This window comes from Mesorhizobium sp. P2_B5 (genome assembly GCF_056404775.1).
In genome coordinates, this window is the sequence record NZ_JBFUDJ010000001.1 from 893,761 (window position 1) to 912,293 (window position 18,533).

Here is an 18,533-nt window from a genome sequence, read left to right on the forward strand (position 1 = left end):
CGTCTCTTTGTGCCAAATCGAACCCTCCGTCGGGCGGAAGCGGTCGAGCGGGCAGCATTATGGACGAAAAGGCCGCTTCTCATCGTTTTTGCCGCAGCTATAGTGCCATTTCGTTTGGGGATTGGATAATGCGTTGGATTTTTGCGCGATTGCTCGCCCTTTTTGCCGTTGCCAGCCTTTCATGGGTCACATGCCCGCCGGCCCAGGCAGTCGAATTCCAGACAATCACCATCAAGGTCGGCTATGGCGCGGGTGGCGGCTATGACCAGACGTCGAGGCTGATTGCGCGTCATCTCGGCCGGTTTCTGCCCGGGCAGCCCAACATCATTGTGCAGAATGTGCCGGGCGGCGGCAGTCTGAAGCTCACCAAGATGCTCGTGGGCAGCGAACCGGCCGACGGCAGCGTTATCGCGTCGATCAGCGAGGCTATGTTCTACGCCCCGATCCTCGATCCCGAAAACGCGACTTTCGACCCGCTTGCCTTGCAGTGGATCGGTTCGCTGGTCGATGATCCAGCCTATTGCCTGACCAGCAAGCAATCCGGCATCGACACGATGGAAAAGTTCCTGCAGTCGGATTTCCTGATCGGAGCGACAGGCAAGAACAGCACGACCTACATCTTCGCCGCACTGGCCAAGAATGGCATGAAGGCCAGATACAAGATCGTCACCGGCTTCGACGGCACCGCCGACATCGAACTCGCCATGCAACGCGGCGAGATCGCCGGCATGTGCGGGGTATCGAGCTCCCTGCTCAGAAGCGATCGCGCCGCGATCAACATTATCGGCACGTTCGGGCAGGGCGGTTCCGGCGCGACGCCGAGCATTTCGGCAACCATCGCCGACCCGACGGCACGTCAGGCGGCCGATCTCATCGAATCGGCGCTGCACATCCACCATCCGCTCGTCGCCCCGCCCGGCGTGCCGAAAGAGATCGTCGACGCGCTGCGCAAGGCCTATTCCGCGATGGTCGTGGACGCCGATTTTCTCGCCGATGCCACGAAGCTTGGCGACCTCACCCTCAACCCGACATCCGGCGAAGCGATCAGTCAGCTGGTCGCGCAACAGCTGAAAGCCACGCCTGCGGTCTTCGCCGCTGCCCGGGAACTCGTGAAATAGGCCTGATGTGGATCTGATCCTTACCGCCATTGCGGAGATGGCGCAGCCATTTCGCATGCTCATGCTGGTCACCGGCGTGTTCGCCGGCCTTGTCGTCGGTGTCGTGCCGGGCATTGGCGGCCTGTTCGCCATGGCCCTGCTGATCCCGATGACCTACAATATGGACCCCTTTGCCGCCTTCGCGCTGCTGCTCGGCATGGGCTCTGTCACCACCACGTCGGACACCATTCCGGCCATCCTGTTCGGCGTTCCGGGCTCGGTCGGTGCCGCGGCAACCGTGCTTGACGGCCATGCCATGGCCAAGAAGGGCGAAGCGGCACGCGCCTTCGGCGCCTCCTATTCGGCCTCGATGATCGGCGGCGTGTTCGGCGCGCTGGTGCTGGCGGCGGCAATTCCCGTCATGCGCCCGCTGGTGCTCTACCTCAAGACGCCGGATTTCTTTGCCATTTGCGCCTTCGGCCTCTCCATCGTCGCCATCCTTGCCGGCAGCCAGCCGTTAAAGGGTCTGGCGGCGGCGATGCTCGGCATGCTGGCCTCTTTCATCGGCATCGACAGCATTGCCGGCATCGAGCGCTGGAGTTTTGGCCAGATCTACCTCTGGGATGGTTTGCCGATTTCGCTGGTCTTTCTCGGTCTGTTCGGCCTGCCCGAACTGGCCTCGCTGCTCATGCGCGGCTCGATCCAGGGCAACGCCGAGCGGCCGACCTATGCCGGCATGTGGCAAGGCATCAGGGATACGCTGCGGGAATGGCCGCTGGTGCTGCGCTGCAGCGCCATCGGCTCGCTGCTCGGCGCCGTGCCCGGCATCGGCATCGCCGTGCTCGACTGGATCGCCTATGGCCATGCCTCGCGCCGGCCGGGTCCCGGGCCGAAATTCGGCCAGGGCAATGTGCGCGGCGTCATTGCGCCGGAAAGCGCCAACAACGCCAAGGAGGGTGGCTCGCTCATCCCGACCATCGCCTTCGGCGTGCCGGGATCGGCTTCGATGAGCATCCTGCTCGGCGCCTTTGTCATCCACGGCCTTGTCCCCGGCCCCGACATGCTCGGCAAGAACGCCGCGATCACCGTTTCGATGGTGCTGTCGATTGCCGTCGCCAACATCGTCGGCGCCGTGACTTGCCTGCTGTTGACCAGGCAGTTGGCGCGTATCGCGCAAGTGTCGGCAGCGATCCTGGTGCCGCTGGTGGTCACCTTTATCGTCGTCGGCGCCTACCAGACCAATATGAGCGCCTTCGACTTCCTGCTGGTGATGCTGGTCGGCGCGTTCGGCATGGCAATGAAGGAGCTCAACTGGCCGCGCTCGGCCTTTTCGCTCGGCTTCGTGCTCGGCCCCAGCCTCGAAAACTATTTCTTCCTCGCCTACCAGATTTCCGGCTGGGCCTGGCTGAAACAGCCGCTGGTGCTCATCCTGCTCGGCCTCGCCATTGCCGGCGTGGTCAGGCAGACCGTGTCGTGGATCAAAGCCCGCGGCAATGCCGACGCCTTGCCGCCGGCGTTTCCCGATATCGCCGCCAGCAGTGCGCTGACGCTGCTTGGCGTCGCGGCTCTGGTCACGGCATTGCTCGATTTTCCCTTCGAGGCCGCCATCTTCCCGGCCATCACGGCCGGCCTTCTGGCGCTGTTTTCCTTGTTGACGACTATCCAGACCATGCTGCGCTGGCGAAAGCCGGTGCCTGCCAGCGGCGCAGATGTAACGCCGGTCGGCGAATGGCAGCCTTCCGACGGTCCGGCGATGAAGGGCAATCTCACCGTGCTTGGCCTCTGCCTGGCGCTCGCCTTTCTGGTCCTGTTGGCAGGCCACCTCACCGCCACCTTCGTCTTTGTTGCCGGCGGTATCTGGATGCTCGGATCGCGGTCACTGAATATGGTGCTGGCTGTCGCCGCGGGCACGACGCTTTGCATCTATGCGGTGTTCGATCTGCTGGCGTCGCAGCCCTGGCCGGCGCCCTGGCTGGCCGGTCTTTTCAAAGATTTCTGAAACGGCGGCGCGGATGCGCAGGTAGCGCAAGAGCTCAAGGCGGGCCCGGCGGTGTTCGAGCCAGAAACCTGCTGAAGTAGCCTGTCGAGGCAAACGGCTAAGGCTTGGCGGCAGCCGGCGACAGCGTTTCGACAAGGCGGCGGCGCAGCAGCTTGCCATTGTCGCTGTAGGGCAGCGAACTCACCAGTCTGACCTCGCGCGGCCGCCGGTCGGGCGAGATGTTGGCGCGCAGGAAGGCCTCGAACTCGGCCACGCTTGCCTGGTCGGCGACGATGAAGGCGGCGATCTCCTGACCCATCGTCGCGTCGGGAAAGCCGGCGACCGCGACATCCCTGACCTTGGGGTGGGTGCGGATCAGCTTTTCCAGCTCCTGTGGCGCGACATTGACGCCGCCGCGCACGATCATGTCGGCCTCGCGGTCGACGATGGTCAGGAAGCCGTCATCGTCGACGAAGCCGATGTCGCCGGGAATGCCCCAACCGTCGCCCATGACCTTGGGATCGACGAACGGTTTGTTTCCCGCCGACACGACCGCTGAAACCATTGTCGATGTCCAAGCCTTGATCAGCCCACTCTCGCCCTTGCCGAGGACGCGCCCGTCCGCATCGAGGATTTCCACACGCACATCGGCAAACGGGCGCCCGGCAGTGCCGGGTTTGGCCAGCACGTCGGCGCCGGACAGCGTGGTGATGCCGCCGGTCAGGCTCGACGCATAGTTGATGCGATATCCCGGCGAAAGATTGCGGTAGGCCGCCAGCTTGTCTTCGACGGTTGCAGGTCCGCCGATGCTGAACAGCACCGCCAGGTCCGGCAGCAGCCGGGTCGAGCGTTCGCCCACTTCGCGCACCAGCCGTGTAATCACCGGTGGCGGCAGGGCCGTGCCGCTGGCCTGGAAGGACAGCAGACCCTCGATCAGCTCCGACGGCGTGAACAGCGGCGGAAAGAAATTGACCGTCCCGCCATGGCGCAGATAGCTGAACACTTGGTGGCGCGTCGCCGAATAGGACATCACCATCGGGGTCAGCAGACGCATGACCGTCCCGGTCAGCCCGCGCCGGCGCCCCGTCACGCGCCCGGCTAGCGCCGCATGTGATTGCAGATAGCCTTTTGGGTCACCGGTCGTGCCGGACGAGAACATCAGAAAGGCCGGATTGCTGTCGTCGCCAGGAGCGCCGGAATAGGGCGCGGGCGAGGCGTGCTTCCAATCCTGTTGGAAAGCGACGCCTGGATAGACATCGTCCCCGGGTGGGCTGCGGCTTTCGAGGATCAGCGTCAGGACGAAGTCGCGCGCAAACTGCGCCCGCTGGCTGCGCGGTGCGCGAAAGTCGGCAATCGAAACTGTTGCGCCGAGCTTCCAGCAGGCCAGGGTCGACAGCACGACGTCGATGTTGCCGATCATGGCCAGGCCGACGCGATCGCCGGGGCGAATACCGAGCGCGCTGAAATTGGCGGCGAGATGGTCGATCTGGATCAGCGCTTGCGCATAGGTGATCTGGTCGCGGCCGCTGACCATCGCCACGCGGTCGCCATGGCCGGCGAAGGCAGCCAGTACGTCGCGGCCAAAACCCATCTAGCGGACCGGCATTCCGGCCGGCGCGCGCCTGGCGTCGAGGAAGGCGATGATCGCAGCGTCGATCGCGTCCATGTTGGCGGCCCGGAACTTGTCATGGGTGCCCGGCATGACGACCGTTTCCACCCGCGTGTTCTCGCTCGCCCAGTCTTTGTACTGCTCGACCGTGGTGGCGCTCCATTCCGAGCTGGCGACGACCAGTATGTCGCAAGGGTAGGAAGACGGTGAAAAACCCGCGGCAGCGCGCACCAGCATGCTCTTGAAGGCCTTCTGCCTGGTGTGACGCCCAAGCCGCGACTGCCCAAGCCCGACCGCTGCCAGCGTGTCGCGCAGCAGCCGCCAGTAGACGACCTTGCGGGTGATTTGGCGCCGCCTTTGTGCGGTCATGCGGTTGTCCGTCATCGGCTTCAGCCAGGCCGAACCCAGCGGCGGCGGGTCGATCAGCAGCAAAGCCGGCCGCTCGCCGGTCGCCTCGAAGGTCAGCCTTCCGACCTCGATTGCCAGCAGCCCGCCAAGGCAGATGCCGCCGATGACGCGCGGGTGCTGGCCGGTGGCCGAGCTCAAGCCGTCGAAATAATTGGCGCTGATCTCCTCGACGCTGTCATACGGCGTCTCGCCGGGCTCGAGACCCATGCCGCGCACGGCGATAACGGAATAGCGCTGCTTCAGCGCCTTGCCGAAACGGTTGGCGAACAGCGCCGAACCGGAAATGCCATGGATCATGGCGATCGGCTCCTGGCCGTGGCTGCCGGAAACCTGCACCGCCAGCCGCCGCGCCGGGTGCTCGGGCAATTGCAACGCGATCAGCCTGCCGAATTCGCGCGGCGTCGGCGCTTCCAGCAGCACAGAGGTCTGCAGCTTCACGCCGAACCGGCTCTGCACCGCAAGCACAAGAGTTTCGGCAGCCAGCGAATCGCCGCCGAGATCGAAGAAATTGTCGTCGAGGCCGACCGAGGTCAGTTGCAATTCTTGCGCAAAGATGCCGGTGATCGCCTGCGCCGGCCCGCTGCCCAACGCGGTTCGGTCTGGCCGGATGGTGTTATGCATGTTCATCGGCAGGCCCTTGAACCGATGGAATTGCCGTTGCCGGCAATAGCGCATCCCCCTGAATGCCTGTCCGCTTTTTAACCCACAGCCTATGTGTTGAACAGTGGCTTGCCCGCTTCAGGCGCGACCTGCAATTCGTCGGCCTGCACCTTGGAGACGCCGAGTGTGTTGCCGACGGCCTTCGAAGATCGACTGGTCCTTGACCACGCCCTTCAGGACCGCCGTATCGCCCTGAACGGCGACCTGCACGCCATCCGTGCCAAGCTTGTGCGAATCGAGCTCCTTCTTGAGCGTGTCGGCCGTGGGTGCGGCTTCCTCGTCACCGTCAATGCCCAGTTTCTTGCCGACGCTCTTGACGAAATCGAACATGCCCATCTTTGGTCTCCCTTTGCTGTGGCAATGGGGAAACCTTGCATCTGCCGCACCAAATGGGAAGTCGTTTTATGCACGCGCCGGGTGCAATACTTAATCGTTCTCTACCCGGCCGCGCAGCTTCTTGATCGTGCCGCGCCCGGCCTTGCTCTTCAGACGCCGCTCCACTGCGCCTTTCGACGGCCTGGTCTTCTTGCGCGGCGGCGGCGGTGGTTCGGCGGCCTTGGCGACCAGTGCCGTCAGCCTTGCCCGGGCATCGGCCCGGTTCTGCTCCTGGGTGCGGAAGCGCCCGGCTTCGATGACGATGACGCCGTCCTTGGTGGCGCGCTGGCCGGCAAGCTTGATGGTGCGTGCGCGAACGCGCTCCGACAGGCCGGCCGCATTGGCCGCGTCGAAGCGCAACTGCACGGCGGTGGCCACCTTGTTAACATTCTGGCCGCCGGGACCGGACGAGCGGATGAAATCCTCGTGCAGGTCGCCCTGGTGGATCACGGCTTCGTCGGCAATGATGATGTCGTCGATCGGCATGCCGCAGTCATGGCGCGGCGGACCGAAAAAGAAAAGGCCCGATCGGGACCGGGCCTTTCAACGATATACCGAGAGCGACGTCGCGATTACTCCGCAGCCTCCTGCAGGCGCGGCGCGGCGCCGAGTACGACGGCATCGACATGGCTTTCGAATTTCTCGAAGTTGACGGCGAACATGCCGACCAGCCTTGCTGCCTGGCGGTCATAGGCAGCCTTGTCGGCCCAAGTCGAACGCGGGTCGAGAATGGCGCTGTCGACGCCCGGAACGGCCACCGGCACCTCGAAGCCGAAATTGGCATCGGTGCGGAAGCCGGCCACCTTCAGCGAACCGTCGAGGGCGGCGGCCAGCAAGGCGCGCGTCGCCTTGATCGGCATGCGCTTGCCGGTGCCGTAGGCGCCGCCGGTCCAGCCGGTGTTGACCAGCCAGCAATCGGCGTCGTGGCGAGCGATCAGCTCGCGCAGCAGATTGCCGTATTCCTTGGGATGGCGCGGCATGAACGGCGCGCCGAAACAGGTCGAGAACGTTGCTTCAGGCTCGGTCACGCCCTTTTCGGTGCCGGCCACCTTGGCCGTGTAGCCGGAGAGGAAATGATACATTGCCTGCGCCGGGGTCAGCCGTGCGATCGGCGGCATGACGCCGAAAGCATCGGCGGTCAGCATGATGATGTTCCTGGGGTGACTGGCGCGTCCGCTCTTCGAGGCATTGGGGATAAAGTCGAGCGGGTAGGCGCAGCGCGTGTTTTCGGTCAGGCTTCCGTCGTTGAAGTCCGGCACCCGGTCGGCGTCGAGCACGACATTTTCCAGCACCGTGCCGAAACGCTGCGTGGTGGCAAAGATCTCCGGCTCGGCTTCGGCCGACAGCCGGATCGTCTTGGCGTAGCAGCCGCCTTCGAAATTGAAGATGCCGTGCGGCCCCCAGCCATGCTCGTCATCGCCGATGAGCGTACGTGACGGATCGGCCGACAGCGTCGTCTTGCCGGTGCCGGAAAGCCCGAAGAAGATCGCCGCGTCACCGGCCGGTCCCTCATTGGCCGAACAGTGCATCGGCATGACGCCCTTGGCCGGCAAGAGGTAGTTCAGCATGGTGAACACCGACTTCTTCATTTCGCCGGCATAGGAGGTGCCGCCGATCAGCACGATCTTGCGGATCAGGTCGACCGCAATCACCGTTTCGGTGCGGCTGCCGTGGCGGGCCGGATCGGCGCGGAAGGACGGCAGGTCGATGATGGTCATCTCCGGCACGAACTCACCGAGCTCGGCCGCATCGGGGCGAATGAGCAGGTTGCGGATGAACAGCGAGTGCCAGGCGAATTCGGTGATGACCCGGGTCGGCAGCTTCAGATCGGCATCGGCGCCGCCGACGAGATCCTGCACATAAAGATCCTTGTCCGCGGCGTGGACAAGGAAATCTGCGAACAGCGTCTCGAACTGGCCCGGCGAAATCGCCTTGTTGTTGTCCCACCAGATATGGGCCTCGGTGGCGCCGTCGCGCACGACAAACTTGTCCTTGGGCGAGCGGCCGGTGTGCTGGCCGGTTTCGGCAAGCAGGGCGCCGCCTGCGGTCAACCTGGCCTCGCCACGGCGGATCGCGTCCTCGTAAAGGGCGGCCGCACCAAAATTATAATGAACCGTGCCGGTGGTTTTCAGGCCGATACGATCGATCGCGCAGGCGGAATTGCGTTTGCCGACTTCCGACATCAAGGGTCCCTTCTTCTGGATTCGCCGCAGTTTGCCGACGTATTTCCGGCATGCCCGCGAGGTGGCTGAGACGGTCAGAACCAGAAAACCCGAATGATATCAAATCATTAATCGATTTAAAAGATTTGAAAGTTGTTTAAATCGTTTATATGTGCAAAAAATCACAGTGGTTGCCCAAAGGATTGGCACACAGTGTTCGTCCAATCCGTGTAGAGGTTCCGATGGGGCCGCTGGAAAGCCGTCCGCGACAGCGGATGGAGCCTGTGCCACATTTTGTACCTAATTTGTCCTGCAAAAGCCCCTTCTCTAAGACAGAAGGGACAGCTCATGAGGGAGCCGCTTGAAATGGCAACAATCGCGCTTGTCGATGACGATCGCAACATTCTGACGTCGGTCTCTATCGCCCTCGAATCCGAGGGGTATCGCGTCGAGACCTACACGGATGGAGCGTCGGCGCTGGAAGGCCTGGCGGCGCGGCCGCCGAATCTCGCCATCCTCGACATCAAGATGCCACGCATGGACGGCATGGAGCTGCTGCGCCGGATGCGGCAGAAGTCCGACCTGCCGGTGATCTTCCTGACCTCGAAGGACGACGAGATCGATGAGCTTTTCGGCCTCAAGATGGGCGCCGACGATTTTATCCGCAAACCGTTCTCGCAGCGCCTGCTGGTTGAGCGGGTGCGCGCCGTGCTGCGCCGTGCCAGTGCCCGCGAAGCTGCGGCAAAGGCGCCCAGCCAGCAGGCTCGCTCGCTCGAACGCGGCCAGCTCGTCATGGACCAGGAACGCCACACCTGCACCTGGAAGGGCGAGCCGGTGACGCTGACGGTCACCGAATTTCTCATCCTGCACTCGTTGGCGCAGCGCCCCGGCGTGGTAAAAAGCCGTGATGCGTTGATGGATTCGGCCTATGATGAGCAGGTCTATGTCGACGACCGCACCATCGACAGCCACATCAAGCGGCTGCGCAAGAAGTTCAAGGCCGTCGACGATGACTTCGAAATGATCGAAACGCTTTACGGAGTCGGGTACCGGTTCCGCGAAGCTTAAGACCGGACCGGGAGCTGCTATTCGATGGCAGTTGACGTAGAGCGAGGCAGACGGGCGGGCGCCGGCAGGCGACCGTCCAGGATTATGCCCGCATTCCTGTCGAGGATCACGGTGCCGATGCGCCGCTTCCTCGGCCATCACATCTTTTCCAGTCTGACCCGGCGCATCCTGTTCCTCAACCTGGCCGGCCTGGCCGTGCTGGTCACCGGCATCCTCTATCTCAACACTTTCCGCGACGGGCTGATCGACGCCCGCGTCGAAAGCCTGATGACGCAGGGCGAGATCATCGCCGGCGCGATCGCGGCGTCGGCGACGGTCGAGACGGATTCGATCAGCATCGATCCGGAAAAACTGCTCGAACTGCAGGCCGGCGAAAGCCTGGGGCCGGGCTCCGACCAGCTCGACAATCTCGATTTCCCGATCAATCCCGAGCGCGTCGCGCCGGTCTTGCGGCGGCTGATCTCGCCGACGCGCACGCGCGCCCGCATCTATGACCGCGACGCCAATTTGCTGCTCGATTCACGCCATCTCTACTCGCGCGGCCAGATCCTGCGTTACGACCTGCCGCCGGTCGAGGACGAGCAGCCGGATATGCTGGAGCGGGTGCAAAAATTCGTCTTCGATTTCTTCCGCAACAAGGATCTGCCTGTGTATCACGAGCAGCCCGGCGGCAACGGCGCCGCCTTCCCCGAGGTGGTCAAGGCGCTGACCGGCAGCCCGTCGACGATCGTGCGGGTGAGCGAACAGGGCGAGCAGATCGTCTCGGTGGCGGTGCCGATCCAGCGCTTCCGCGCCGTGCTCGGCGTGCTGATGCTGTCGACCGAAGGCGGCGACATCGACAAGATCGTCGCCGCCGAGCGCAAGGCGATCCTGCGCGTGTTCGGCATCGCGGCACTGGTCACCGCCATCCTGTCGATGCTGCTGGCGTCCACCATCGCCAACCCGTTGCGGCGGCTGTCGGCGGCGGCGGTGCGCGTGCGGCGCGGCGTCAAGAGCCGCGAGGAAATCCCCGACTTTTCTGACCGCCAGGACGAGATCGGCAATCTGTCGATCGCGGTGCGCGACATGACCAATGCGCTCTATGCCCGCATCGAGGCCATCGAAAGTTTCGCCGCCGACGTCTCGCACGAGTTGAAGAACCCGCTGACCTCGCTGCGCAGCGCGGTGGAGACGCTGCCCTTGGCGAAGAATGACAATTCCCGCGCGCGTCTGATGGAGATCATCCAGCACGATGTCCGGCGGCTGGACCGGCTGATCACCGACATTTCCGATGCCTCGCGCCTCGACGCCGAGCTGGCGCGTGAGGATGCGGCAATCGTCGATTTGAAGAAATTCATCACCGACCTCGTCGCCGTGTCGCGCGAGGCGACGCGCAACAAGAAGGCGGTCGAGATCGAGTTCAAGGCCGCCAAGCTGCCGCAAGGCGTCAAAGGCTATTTCGTCACCGGCCATGATCTGAGGATCGGCCAGGTCATCACCAACCTGATCGAGAATGCCCGCTCCTTCGTGCCGGAGGACCACGGCCATATCGCCATTTCCCTGGCACGCTCGGGCAAGGTCAACATCGTCACCGTCGACGACAACGGCCCCGGCATCCGCGCCGACGCCATCGACCGCATCTTCGAGCGCTTCTACACCGATCGGCCGGTCGGCGAGGCGTTCGGCCAGAATTCCGGGCTTGGCCTGTCGATATCTAGGCAGATCGTCGAAGCCCATGGCGGCACGCTGACGGCCGAGAACATCCCCGGTACCAAGCCGGGCGACATCAAGGGTGCGCGCTTCGTCGTGACGCTGCCGGCCGAAGGCTGATTAGAGCATGATCCCGAAAAGTGGGAGCCGGTTTTCGGAAAAGATCATGCTCCAACAAAGAGCTAGATCAGGATGACGATTCAACCAAACATCATACCGATCTAGTAGCCGCGTATGCCTGACCCCGTGAAGCCCGAAAATATCCACGCCACCGCGATCCTGATCGGCGAGCGCGGCATTCTCATTTCAGGGCCGTCCGGCTCGGGCAAGACGACGCTGGCGCTGGCGCTGATCGATCATTTTGGCCGGCGCGGACTGTTTGCGCGGCTGATCGGCGACGACCAGCTGTTTGTCGCGGCGCATTTCGGGCGGCTGGTCTGCCGTGCGCCGGCCAGCATCGCCGGCCTCACCGAGGTGCCCGGGCTTGGGCCGAAGCTGCTTTTGTTCGAACCCGGCGCGGTGATCGACCTCGCGATCCAACTGGTTGCCGCCGAGCAAATGGTGCGTTTCCAGGACGAGTTAAGCGAGATGATCGCGGGCTGCAATGTGCCGCGCATCGACCTTGCCGAGCGCAACGTCAGTGCGGCTTTGCCGGCGGTCATGGCGCGGCTGGCGATTGCGCCTTTCGTATGATCCGCCCCCGGTTTTTTGCTGCAATGCGTCAAAATGGCCATGGCAGGCGCAATTTTGGGCTTGTCAACGCGCTGCGCGTCGACAAGATAGCGCTCCCGCCGCCTGGGATGGCCGGCGAGCATAAAAAGCGCCTGTGAAGCGGCGATGACGGGAGCCACTATAGAATGATCGGACTCGTGCTTGTAACGCACGGTCAACTGGCCGCCGAGTTCCGCCATGCCGTGGAACATGTCGTGGGGCCACAAGACAATTTCGAAACCGTGGCGATCGGCGCCGATGACGATATGGAGCAGCGGCGGAGCGATATCGTCGACGCTGTCGGCCGCGTCGACACCGGGACCGGCGTCATTGTTCTGACCGACATGTTCGGCGGCACGCCGTCCAACCTTGCCATTTCGGTGATGGAATCCGGCCGTACCGAGGTCATCGCCGGCATGAACCTGCCGATGCTGATCAAGCTGTCGTCGATCCGCAAGGGTGACAACATGGCGGCGGCGCTCGACGAGGCACAGGCCGCGGGGCGCAAATACATCAATGTCGCCAGCCAGCTGCTGAGCAGCAAATGAGCATGGCATCGGAAAAGGACCAGATAGCCAAAGATTCGATCACTAGGGAGTTTCCGATCATCAACCAGCGTGGCCTGCATGCGCGCGCCTCGGCCAAGTTCGTCCAGGTCGCCAGCGGCTTCGACGCCACCGTCCATGTCGAGAAGGACGGCCTCAAGGTCGGCGGCACCTCGATCATGGGCCTGATGATGCTGGCGGCGAGCCCCGGCTATTCGATCCGCGTCACCGCCAGCGGCGCTGAGGCCGTCGCGGTGATGGACGCGCTGGAGCAGCTGGTCGCCTCGCGCTTCGGCGAAGAGTGCTGAAAACACATACGCGCATAAAGATTTCTTTATATCCCATTGTCGTCTGAGCGGCGATCTGCTAGTCAGGCCGGCATTCCCGCGCCCTTCGACGCGCCGTGTGGCGCAGGCGCATCTGAAGACAAATCACACCGGAGCACTGCCATGACAGGTAGCAAGGACTATGTGGTCGCCGACATCTCGCTTGCCGGCTGGGGCCGCAAGGAACTCGATATCGCCGAAACCGAAATGCCGGGCCTGATGGCCTGCCGCGAGGAATTCGGCGCCAAGAAGCCGCTGAAGGGCGCGCGCATCACCGGCTCGCTGCACATGACCATCCAGACGGCCGTGCTGATCGAGACGCTGAAGGCGCTCGGCGCCGACATCCGCTGGGCCTCGTGCAACATCTTCTCGACCCAGGACCATGCCGCCGCAGCCATCGCCGAGGCCGGCATCCCGGTTTTCGCCGTCAAGGGTGAGAGCCTCGAAGAGTACTGGGACTACACCGACAAGATCTTCCAGTGGGCCGATGGCGGCCTCTCCAACATGATCCTCGACGATGGCGGCGACGCCACCATGTACATCCTGGTCGGCGCCCGCGCCGAAGCCGGCGAGGACGTTCTGTCCAACCCGCACAGCGAGGAAGAGGAGTACTTCTACGCCCAGGTGAAGAAGCGTCTGAAGGCGTCGCCCGGCTTCTTCACCAAGCAGAAGGAAGCGATCCGCGGCGTCACCGAAGAGACGACGACGGGCGTCAACCGCCTCTACCAGTTGCAAAAGAAGGGCCTGCTGCCCTTCCCGGCGATCAACGTCAACGACTCCGTCACCAAGTCGAAGTTCGACAACAAATATGGCTGCAAGGAATCGCTCGTCGACGGCATTCGCCGCGGCACCGACACCATGATGGCCGGCAAAGTCGCAGTCGTCTGCGGTTATGGCGACGTCGGCAAGGGGTCGTCGGCCTCGCTCAAGGGCGCCGGCGCCCGCGTCAAGGTCACCGAGGTCGATCCGATCTGCGCGCTGCAGGCGGCAATGGATGGCTTTGAAGTGGTCACGCTGGAAGATGCGGCCCCGACCGCCGACATCGTCATCACCACGACCGGCAACAAGGATGTCGTCACCCTCGACCACATGCGCTCGATGAAGGACATGGTGATCGTTGGCAATATCGGCCACTTCGACAATGAGATTCAGGTGGCGTCGCTGCGCAACCTGAAATGGACCAACGTCAAGCCGCAGGTCGACATGATCACTTTCCCGGACGGCAAGCGGATGATCCTTTTGTCCGAGGGACGCCTGCTCAACCTCGGCAACGCCACCGGCCATCCGAGCTTCGTGATGTCGGCCTCGTTCACCAACCAGGTGCTGGCGCAGATCGAACTCTACACAAAGCCCGGCCAGTACCAGAACCAGGTCTATGTGCTGCCCAAGCATCTCGACGAGAAGGTGGCGCGCCTGCATCTCGACAAACTTGGCGCCCGCCTGACCGAACTGTCCGGCGAACAGGCTGCCTATATCGGCGTGACCCCGCAGGGTCCGTTCAAGCCGGAACACTACCGCTATTAAGCATAGCGCAAATTACCACTAGATATTGAAGCCGGGCGATTGACATTTCGCCCGGCTTCTTTTTTGCGCGGAATGATTCTTCACGCCGATTCCAGCACGCGCTATTGTGGTGATTCGCGGGCCGGGGACGAGGGCCGGCTCACGCATAGAGAGCATGATCCCGAAAAGTGGGAACCGGTTTTCGGAAAAGATCATGCTCTTCAAAAAAGGAGTTAGATCGGGAGGGCGTTCTACCAACGTCATCCTGATCTAGGCGGTCTTGCATTCAGGCGGCGAAGAGGACCAAGACATGCCGGGGGAAAACCCGCCTCGCGCGGGATGGGCCGTTTCCGGCGGCCATGACGATTCCGATATCACTGGCTCCGCCACGACAGGCGGCGGCCTAAAGAAGCGCGTCGGCGCCCGCGTCGCGGGCTTTCTCGCCACATCCGCGCTTGCCGGTCCGCTTACTTTGTTTGCCGCGCATGCCGAGCCATCTATTGCGCAGAAGGCCGGGCTGTCGGTCAGCGCAGTCGAGGTCATCCAGCTCGCCATGTTCGTCGGCGTCATGGGCGCCGCTCTGGTCTCGGCCATCTTCCTGATCCGCGAAAGAGCCCGCACCTCGGCGCAGAATGTCGAGCTCAGGGCCCGCATCGCCGACGTCAACGCGGCGCTGCAGCGTTCGGAAGCGCTGCTCAATCTGCGCGACCAGCGCATCATCGTCTGGGCTTCGGAGAACAAGAAGCCCGAGCTGATCGGAACTTTGCCGCTCGAAAGCGGCGCGCCGGAAGACCGTGCGGCGTTCCTCGCCTTCGGCCGCTGGCTGATGCCGCGCTCGGCGGCAGCGCTCGAAAATGCCGTCGCCGGCCTGCGCGAGAAAGCGAAACCCTTTGATCTGGTCATCGAATCGCAGGCCGGGGCGCCGCTCGAAGTGCATGGCCGCAAGAGTGCCGCCCATGTGCTGGTGCGCTTCGTCTCGCTGTCGGAAACGCAGCGCAGCCAGGCCAGGCTGAAGATCGAGAACCAGCGGCTGGCCGCCGACTACGACACCATGATCGGCCTGCTTGACGCCTTGCCGATGCCGGCATGGCTGCGCGCCACCGATGGCCGCCTGAAATGGGTCAACCGCGCCTATGCCGGAGCGGTCGAGGCCCCGAACGCCGAAACCGCGGTGCGCGAAGCCAAGGAATTCCTTGGCGGACAGGCGCGCGAACAGATCGCCGAACAACACAAGTCGCACCCGGTCTTCGAACAGACGCTGTCGACGGTGATCGAGGGCGACCGCCGCGTCTTCGCCGTCACCGATTTCGCCGGTAGCGACGGCTCGGCAGGCCTCGCCTGCGACACCAGCGCCACCGAAACCATACGCGGCGAATATGAGCGAACGGTGCGCAGCCATGCCGACACGCTCGACCAGCTCAACACGGCGGTGGCGATCTTCGATACCGACGAGAAGCTGCGCTTTTTCAACCAGGCTTTCCAGAAGCTGTGGGGGCTGGACTCTGGCTTCCTGCACAGCGCGCCGGACAATGCGCTTTTGCTCGACCGGCTGCGCAGCGAAGGTAAGATCGCCGAGCAGCCGGAATGGCGGCGCTGGAAGGAAGGCCTGCTTAACGCCTACCGCGCGGTCGAATCGCAGGAGCACTGGTGGCATCTGCCCGACGGCAAGACCATCCGCGTGGTCGCCAACCCGCAGCCCAAGGGCGGCGTGACCTGGGTGTTCGAGAACCTGACCGAGAAGATGGACCTGGAAAGCCGTTACCAGACCGCCGTGCGGGTCCAGGGCGAGACGCTCGACAATCTGGCCGAGGGCGTCGCGGTGTTCGGCCCCGATGGGCGGCTGCGTCTGTCCAACCCGGCCTTTGTCGCGCTGTGGGGGCTGAGCCAGGATGTGGTCAAGCCCAACGTCCATGTCTCGGCCATCCGAGACCTCAGCGACCAGCGCGCCGTCGACAGCCCGTGGGGCGGCTTCGTCGCCGCCATCACCGGTTTCGACGACGAGCGCCGCGAGCGCCACGGCCAGACCGAGCTAAAGAACGGCACCGTGCTCAGCTACGCCGTCATCCCGCTGCCCAACGGGCAGGTGATGATGACCTTCGTCGACGTCACCGACAGCGTCAATGTCGAGCGCGCGCTGAAGGACAAGAACGAGGCGCTGCAGAAATCCGACCAGCTGAAGAACGAGTTCGTGCAGCACGTTTCCTACGAGCTGCGCTCGCCGCTGACCAACATCATCGGCTTCACCGAGTTGTTGTCGCTGCCAACGACCGGGCCGCTTAGCCCCAAACAGCGCGAATATGTCGAGCATGTCGGCTCGTCGTCTTCGGTGCTGCTCACCATCGTCAACGACATACTCGACCTCGCCACCGTCGACGCCGGCATCATGCAGCTCGACATTTCGGAGGTAAGCGTCGATCGCACCATCCAGGCCGCCGCCGAACTGGTCGCCGACCGGCTGGAAGAGCATGCAATCAAGCTTAGGATAGACGCCGCGGCCGCGCCGAAGAGTTTCCACGGCGACGAGACCCGGGTCCGCCAGATCCTCTACAATCTGTTGAGCAACGCGGCCAATTACGCGCCGGAAGCGAGCACGATCACGCTGGCCTGCCGCCATTTGGAACAAGGTGTCGAATTCTCTGTCCACGATGACGGTCCCGGCATGCCGCCGGACCTGCTCGATTCGGTGTTCCGCCGCTTCGAGCCGCGTACCAATGGCGGACGCCGGCGCGGCGCCGGGCTCGGCCTGTCGATCGTCAAGAGCTTTGTCGAGCTGCATGGCGGCAGCGTGCGCATCGAGACCGGCAAGGACCAGGGTACCACCGTCATCTGCACCTTCCCCGATGCACCGTCGGGCGTCCGCGCCGCGGCCGAGTAGCGCGATCGATGACTGTTGCTGTGCTGGAGCGTTTTCTCGCCGACGAGGCTGCGACCGCAAGGCTCGGCGAAGACCTGGCCATGGCGCTGCGGCCGGGCGATGTGCTGGCGCTCAAGGGCGATCTCGGCGCCGGCAAGTCGACGCTGGCGCGTGCTCTGATCCGGGCGCTGGCCGACGATGCCGGCCTCGACGTGCCGAGCCCGACCTTCACTTTGGTGCAAAGCTACGACACGCGCATTTCCGTCCATCATTTCGATCTCTATCGGCTGTCCTCAGCCGGCGAGATCGACGAACTGGGTTTCGACGAAGCGCTGCTGCAAGGCGCTGCCCTGGTTGAATGGCCGGAGCGGGCCGAGGCCGCCTTACCCAAGACGTCGATCTGGATCGAACTCATCCATCATGGCGAAGGCCGATTAGCGAACTTGTCGGGCGAAGGTGCAGCCTTCGAACGCATGGCGCGATCGCTGGCGATGCGCGACTTCCTCGAAACGGCCGGCTGGGGCGAGGCCGCGCGGCGCCATTTCGTCGGCGACGCCTCGGCGCGCTCTTACGAGATCGTCTCGCTCGCGGGCCTCGAGCCCCGCGTGCTGATGAACTCGCCGCGGCTGGTCCTCGGACCGCCGGTGCGCGACGGCAAACCCTACGCGGTGATCGCCCACACCGCGCAATCGGTGACGGCCTTTGTCGCCATCGACAAGGCACTGCTGGCGCAAGGTGTCAGCGTCCCCCAGATTCACGCCGAGGATCTCGATCAGGGCTTTCTGCTGCTGGAGCATCTGGGCTCGGAAGGCTTTCTCGGCGGCGATGGCGAGCCGGTGGCGGAGCGCTATGCGGCGGCGGCCGAATTGCTGGCGATGATGCATGGCAAGGCGTGGCCGCAGCGCATGGAGGCCGTGCCGGGCATTTATCACGACGTGCCCCCCTTCGATCGCGATGCCATGCTGATCGAAGCCGACCTCTTGGTCGACTGGTATGTGCCGATGGTGACCGGCAGCGCCGCAAGCGAAGGCTTGCGCGCCGGCTATCACAAGGAATGGAACGCGGTTCTCGACCGGCTGAACACAGACGAGTACACATTGATGCTGCGCGACTTCCATTCGCCCAACATCATCTGGCGCGGTGACCGCACCGGCCACGATCGTCTCGGCATCGTCGATGTCCAGGATGCGCTGCTCGGCCCTGCCGCCTACGACGTCGCGTCGCTGGCCATGGATGCCCGCGTCACCGTCTCGCCCGACATCGAGCAACACACCGTCGAAGCCTATGTCGCGGCGCGTCAAGCCGCCGGCGGCTTCGACGAGTCCGCTTTCCGCGAGGCCTATGCAATCATGGCGGCGCAGCGCAATTCGAAAATCCTAGGCATTTTCGTGCGGCTCGAAAAGCGCGACGGCAAGCCCTATTATCTGAAACACCTGCCGCGCATCCGAGACTATCTCAGGCGGGCGCTGGCGCACCCGGCGCTGGCCGGGCTGAAGGAGTTCTATATGGCGCATGGCCTGCTGGAGGAACGCGCACCGTGACCTTGAC

General features: G+C 63.8%; 14 protein-coding genes and 1 pseudogene. 10 read left to right on the forward strand and 5 right to left on the reverse strand.

What is annotated here, in order from left to right; all coding sequences use genetic code 11:
• Positions 1-128: 128 nt before the first annotated feature.
• The gene (locus tag AC1D1N_RS04580; RefSeq protein ID WP_477346899.1) at positions 129-1,118 is read left to right on the forward strand and encodes a Bug family tripartite tricarboxylate transporter substrate binding protein; all 990 of its coding nucleotides are present in this window, start codon (positions 129-131) and stop codon (positions 1,116-1,118) included.
• Positions 1,119-1,125: 7 nt separating this feature from the next.
• Positions 1,126-3,096 (forward strand): tripartite tricarboxylate transporter permease, encoded by a 1,971-nt coding sequence (locus tag AC1D1N_RS04585; protein ID WP_477346901.1) that lies wholly within the window; start codon positions 1,126-1,128, stop codon positions 3,094-3,096.
• 97 nt (positions 3,097-3,193) lie between these two features.
• Here AC1D1N_RS04585 and AC1D1N_RS04590 read toward each other — a convergent pair whose 3' ends face one another.
• The 5 genes and pseudogenes from AC1D1N_RS04590 to AC1D1N_RS04610 all read right to left on the reverse strand — a co-directional run bounded on the left by AC1D1N_RS04590 (position 3,194) and on the right by AC1D1N_RS04610 (position 8,310).
• The gene (locus AC1D1N_RS04590; protein WP_477346903.1) at positions 3,194-4,666 is read right to left on the reverse strand and encodes a class I adenylate-forming enzyme family protein; all 1,473 of its coding nucleotides are present in this window, start codon (positions 4,664-4,666) and stop codon (positions 3,194-3,196) included.
• Complete coding sequence (locus AC1D1N_RS04595; protein WP_436257502.1) at positions 4,667-5,719, reverse strand: thioesterase domain-containing protein; 1,053 nt, start codon at positions 5,717-5,719, stop codon at positions 4,667-4,669. It lies immediately after the preceding gene.
• Between the two features lie 98 nt (positions 5,720-5,817).
• Positions 5,818-6,088: pseudogene (locus AC1D1N_RS04600) on the reverse strand (BON domain-containing protein); the annotation flags it as partial.
• A 90-nt stretch (positions 6,089-6,178) separates the two neighbouring features.
• Positions 6,179-6,613: an alternative ribosome rescue aminoacyl-tRNA hydrolase ArfB gene (gene arfB / locus AC1D1N_RS04605; RefSeq protein WP_112560029.1), complete on the reverse strand. Its 435-nt coding sequence runs from the start codon at positions 6,611-6,613 to the stop codon at positions 6,179-6,181.
• A gap of 86 nt (positions 6,614-6,699) precedes the next feature.
• Positions 6,700-8,310 carry a phosphoenolpyruvate carboxykinase gene (locus AC1D1N_RS04610; RefSeq protein ID WP_436257575.1) on the reverse strand — a complete coding sequence of 537 codons (1,611 nt, stop codon included), beginning with the start codon at positions 8,308-8,310 and terminating at the stop codon, positions 6,700-6,702.
• A 345-nt stretch (positions 8,311-8,655) separates the two neighbouring features.
• On the opposite strand from AC1D1N_RS04610, the gene AC1D1N_RS04615 reads away from it, so the two are divergent.
• The 8 genes from AC1D1N_RS04615 (at position 8,656) to tsaE (ending at position 18,526) form a co-directional block, all read left to right on the forward strand.
• Entirely contained in the window at positions 8,656-9,357 is a 702-nt protein-coding gene (locus tag AC1D1N_RS04615) for a response regulator transcription factor (RefSeq protein WP_010912942.1), read from the forward strand.
• A 24-nt stretch (positions 9,358-9,381) separates the two neighbouring features.
• Complete coding sequence (locus tag AC1D1N_RS04620) at positions 9,382-11,166, forward strand: stimulus-sensing domain-containing protein (protein WP_436257574.1); 1,785 nt, start codon at positions 9,382-9,384, stop codon at positions 11,164-11,166.
• Positions 11,167-11,280: 114 nt separating this feature from the next.
• The gene (locus tag AC1D1N_RS04625) at positions 11,281-11,739 is read left to right on the forward strand and encodes an HPr kinase/phosphorylase (RefSeq protein WP_436257573.1); all 459 of its coding nucleotides are present in this window, start codon (positions 11,281-11,283) and stop codon (positions 11,737-11,739) included.
• A 164-nt stretch (positions 11,740-11,903) separates the two neighbouring features.
• Positions 11,904-12,305, forward strand: a complete 402-nt coding sequence (locus AC1D1N_RS04630; RefSeq protein WP_112559892.1) for a PTS sugar transporter subunit IIA — start codon at positions 11,904-11,906, stop codon at positions 12,303-12,305.
• 2 nt (positions 12,306-12,307) lie between these two features.
• Positions 12,308-12,610 (forward strand): HPr family phosphocarrier protein, encoded by a 303-nt coding sequence (locus tag AC1D1N_RS04635; protein WP_434221253.1) that lies wholly within the window; start codon positions 12,308-12,310, stop codon positions 12,608-12,610.
• Between the two features lie 141 nt (positions 12,611-12,751).
• Entirely contained in the window at positions 12,752-14,152 is a 1,401-nt protein-coding gene (gene ahcY, locus AC1D1N_RS04640; protein WP_192255409.1) for an adenosylhomocysteinase, read from the forward strand.
• 289 nt (positions 14,153-14,441) lie between these two features.
• Positions 14,442-17,006 carry a sensor histidine kinase gene (locus tag AC1D1N_RS04645; protein WP_436257572.1) on the forward strand — a complete coding sequence of 855 codons (2,565 nt, stop codon included), beginning with the start codon at positions 14,442-14,444 and terminating at the stop codon, positions 17,004-17,006.
• An 8-nt stretch (positions 17,007-17,014) separates the two neighbouring features.
• Positions 17,015-18,526: a tRNA (adenosine(37)-N6)-threonylcarbamoyltransferase complex ATPase subunit type 1 TsaE gene (gene tsaE, locus AC1D1N_RS04650; protein WP_436257571.1), complete on the forward strand. Its 1,512-nt coding sequence runs from the start codon at positions 17,015-17,017 to the stop codon at positions 18,524-18,526.
• Positions 18,527-18,533: the final 7 nt, after the last annotated feature.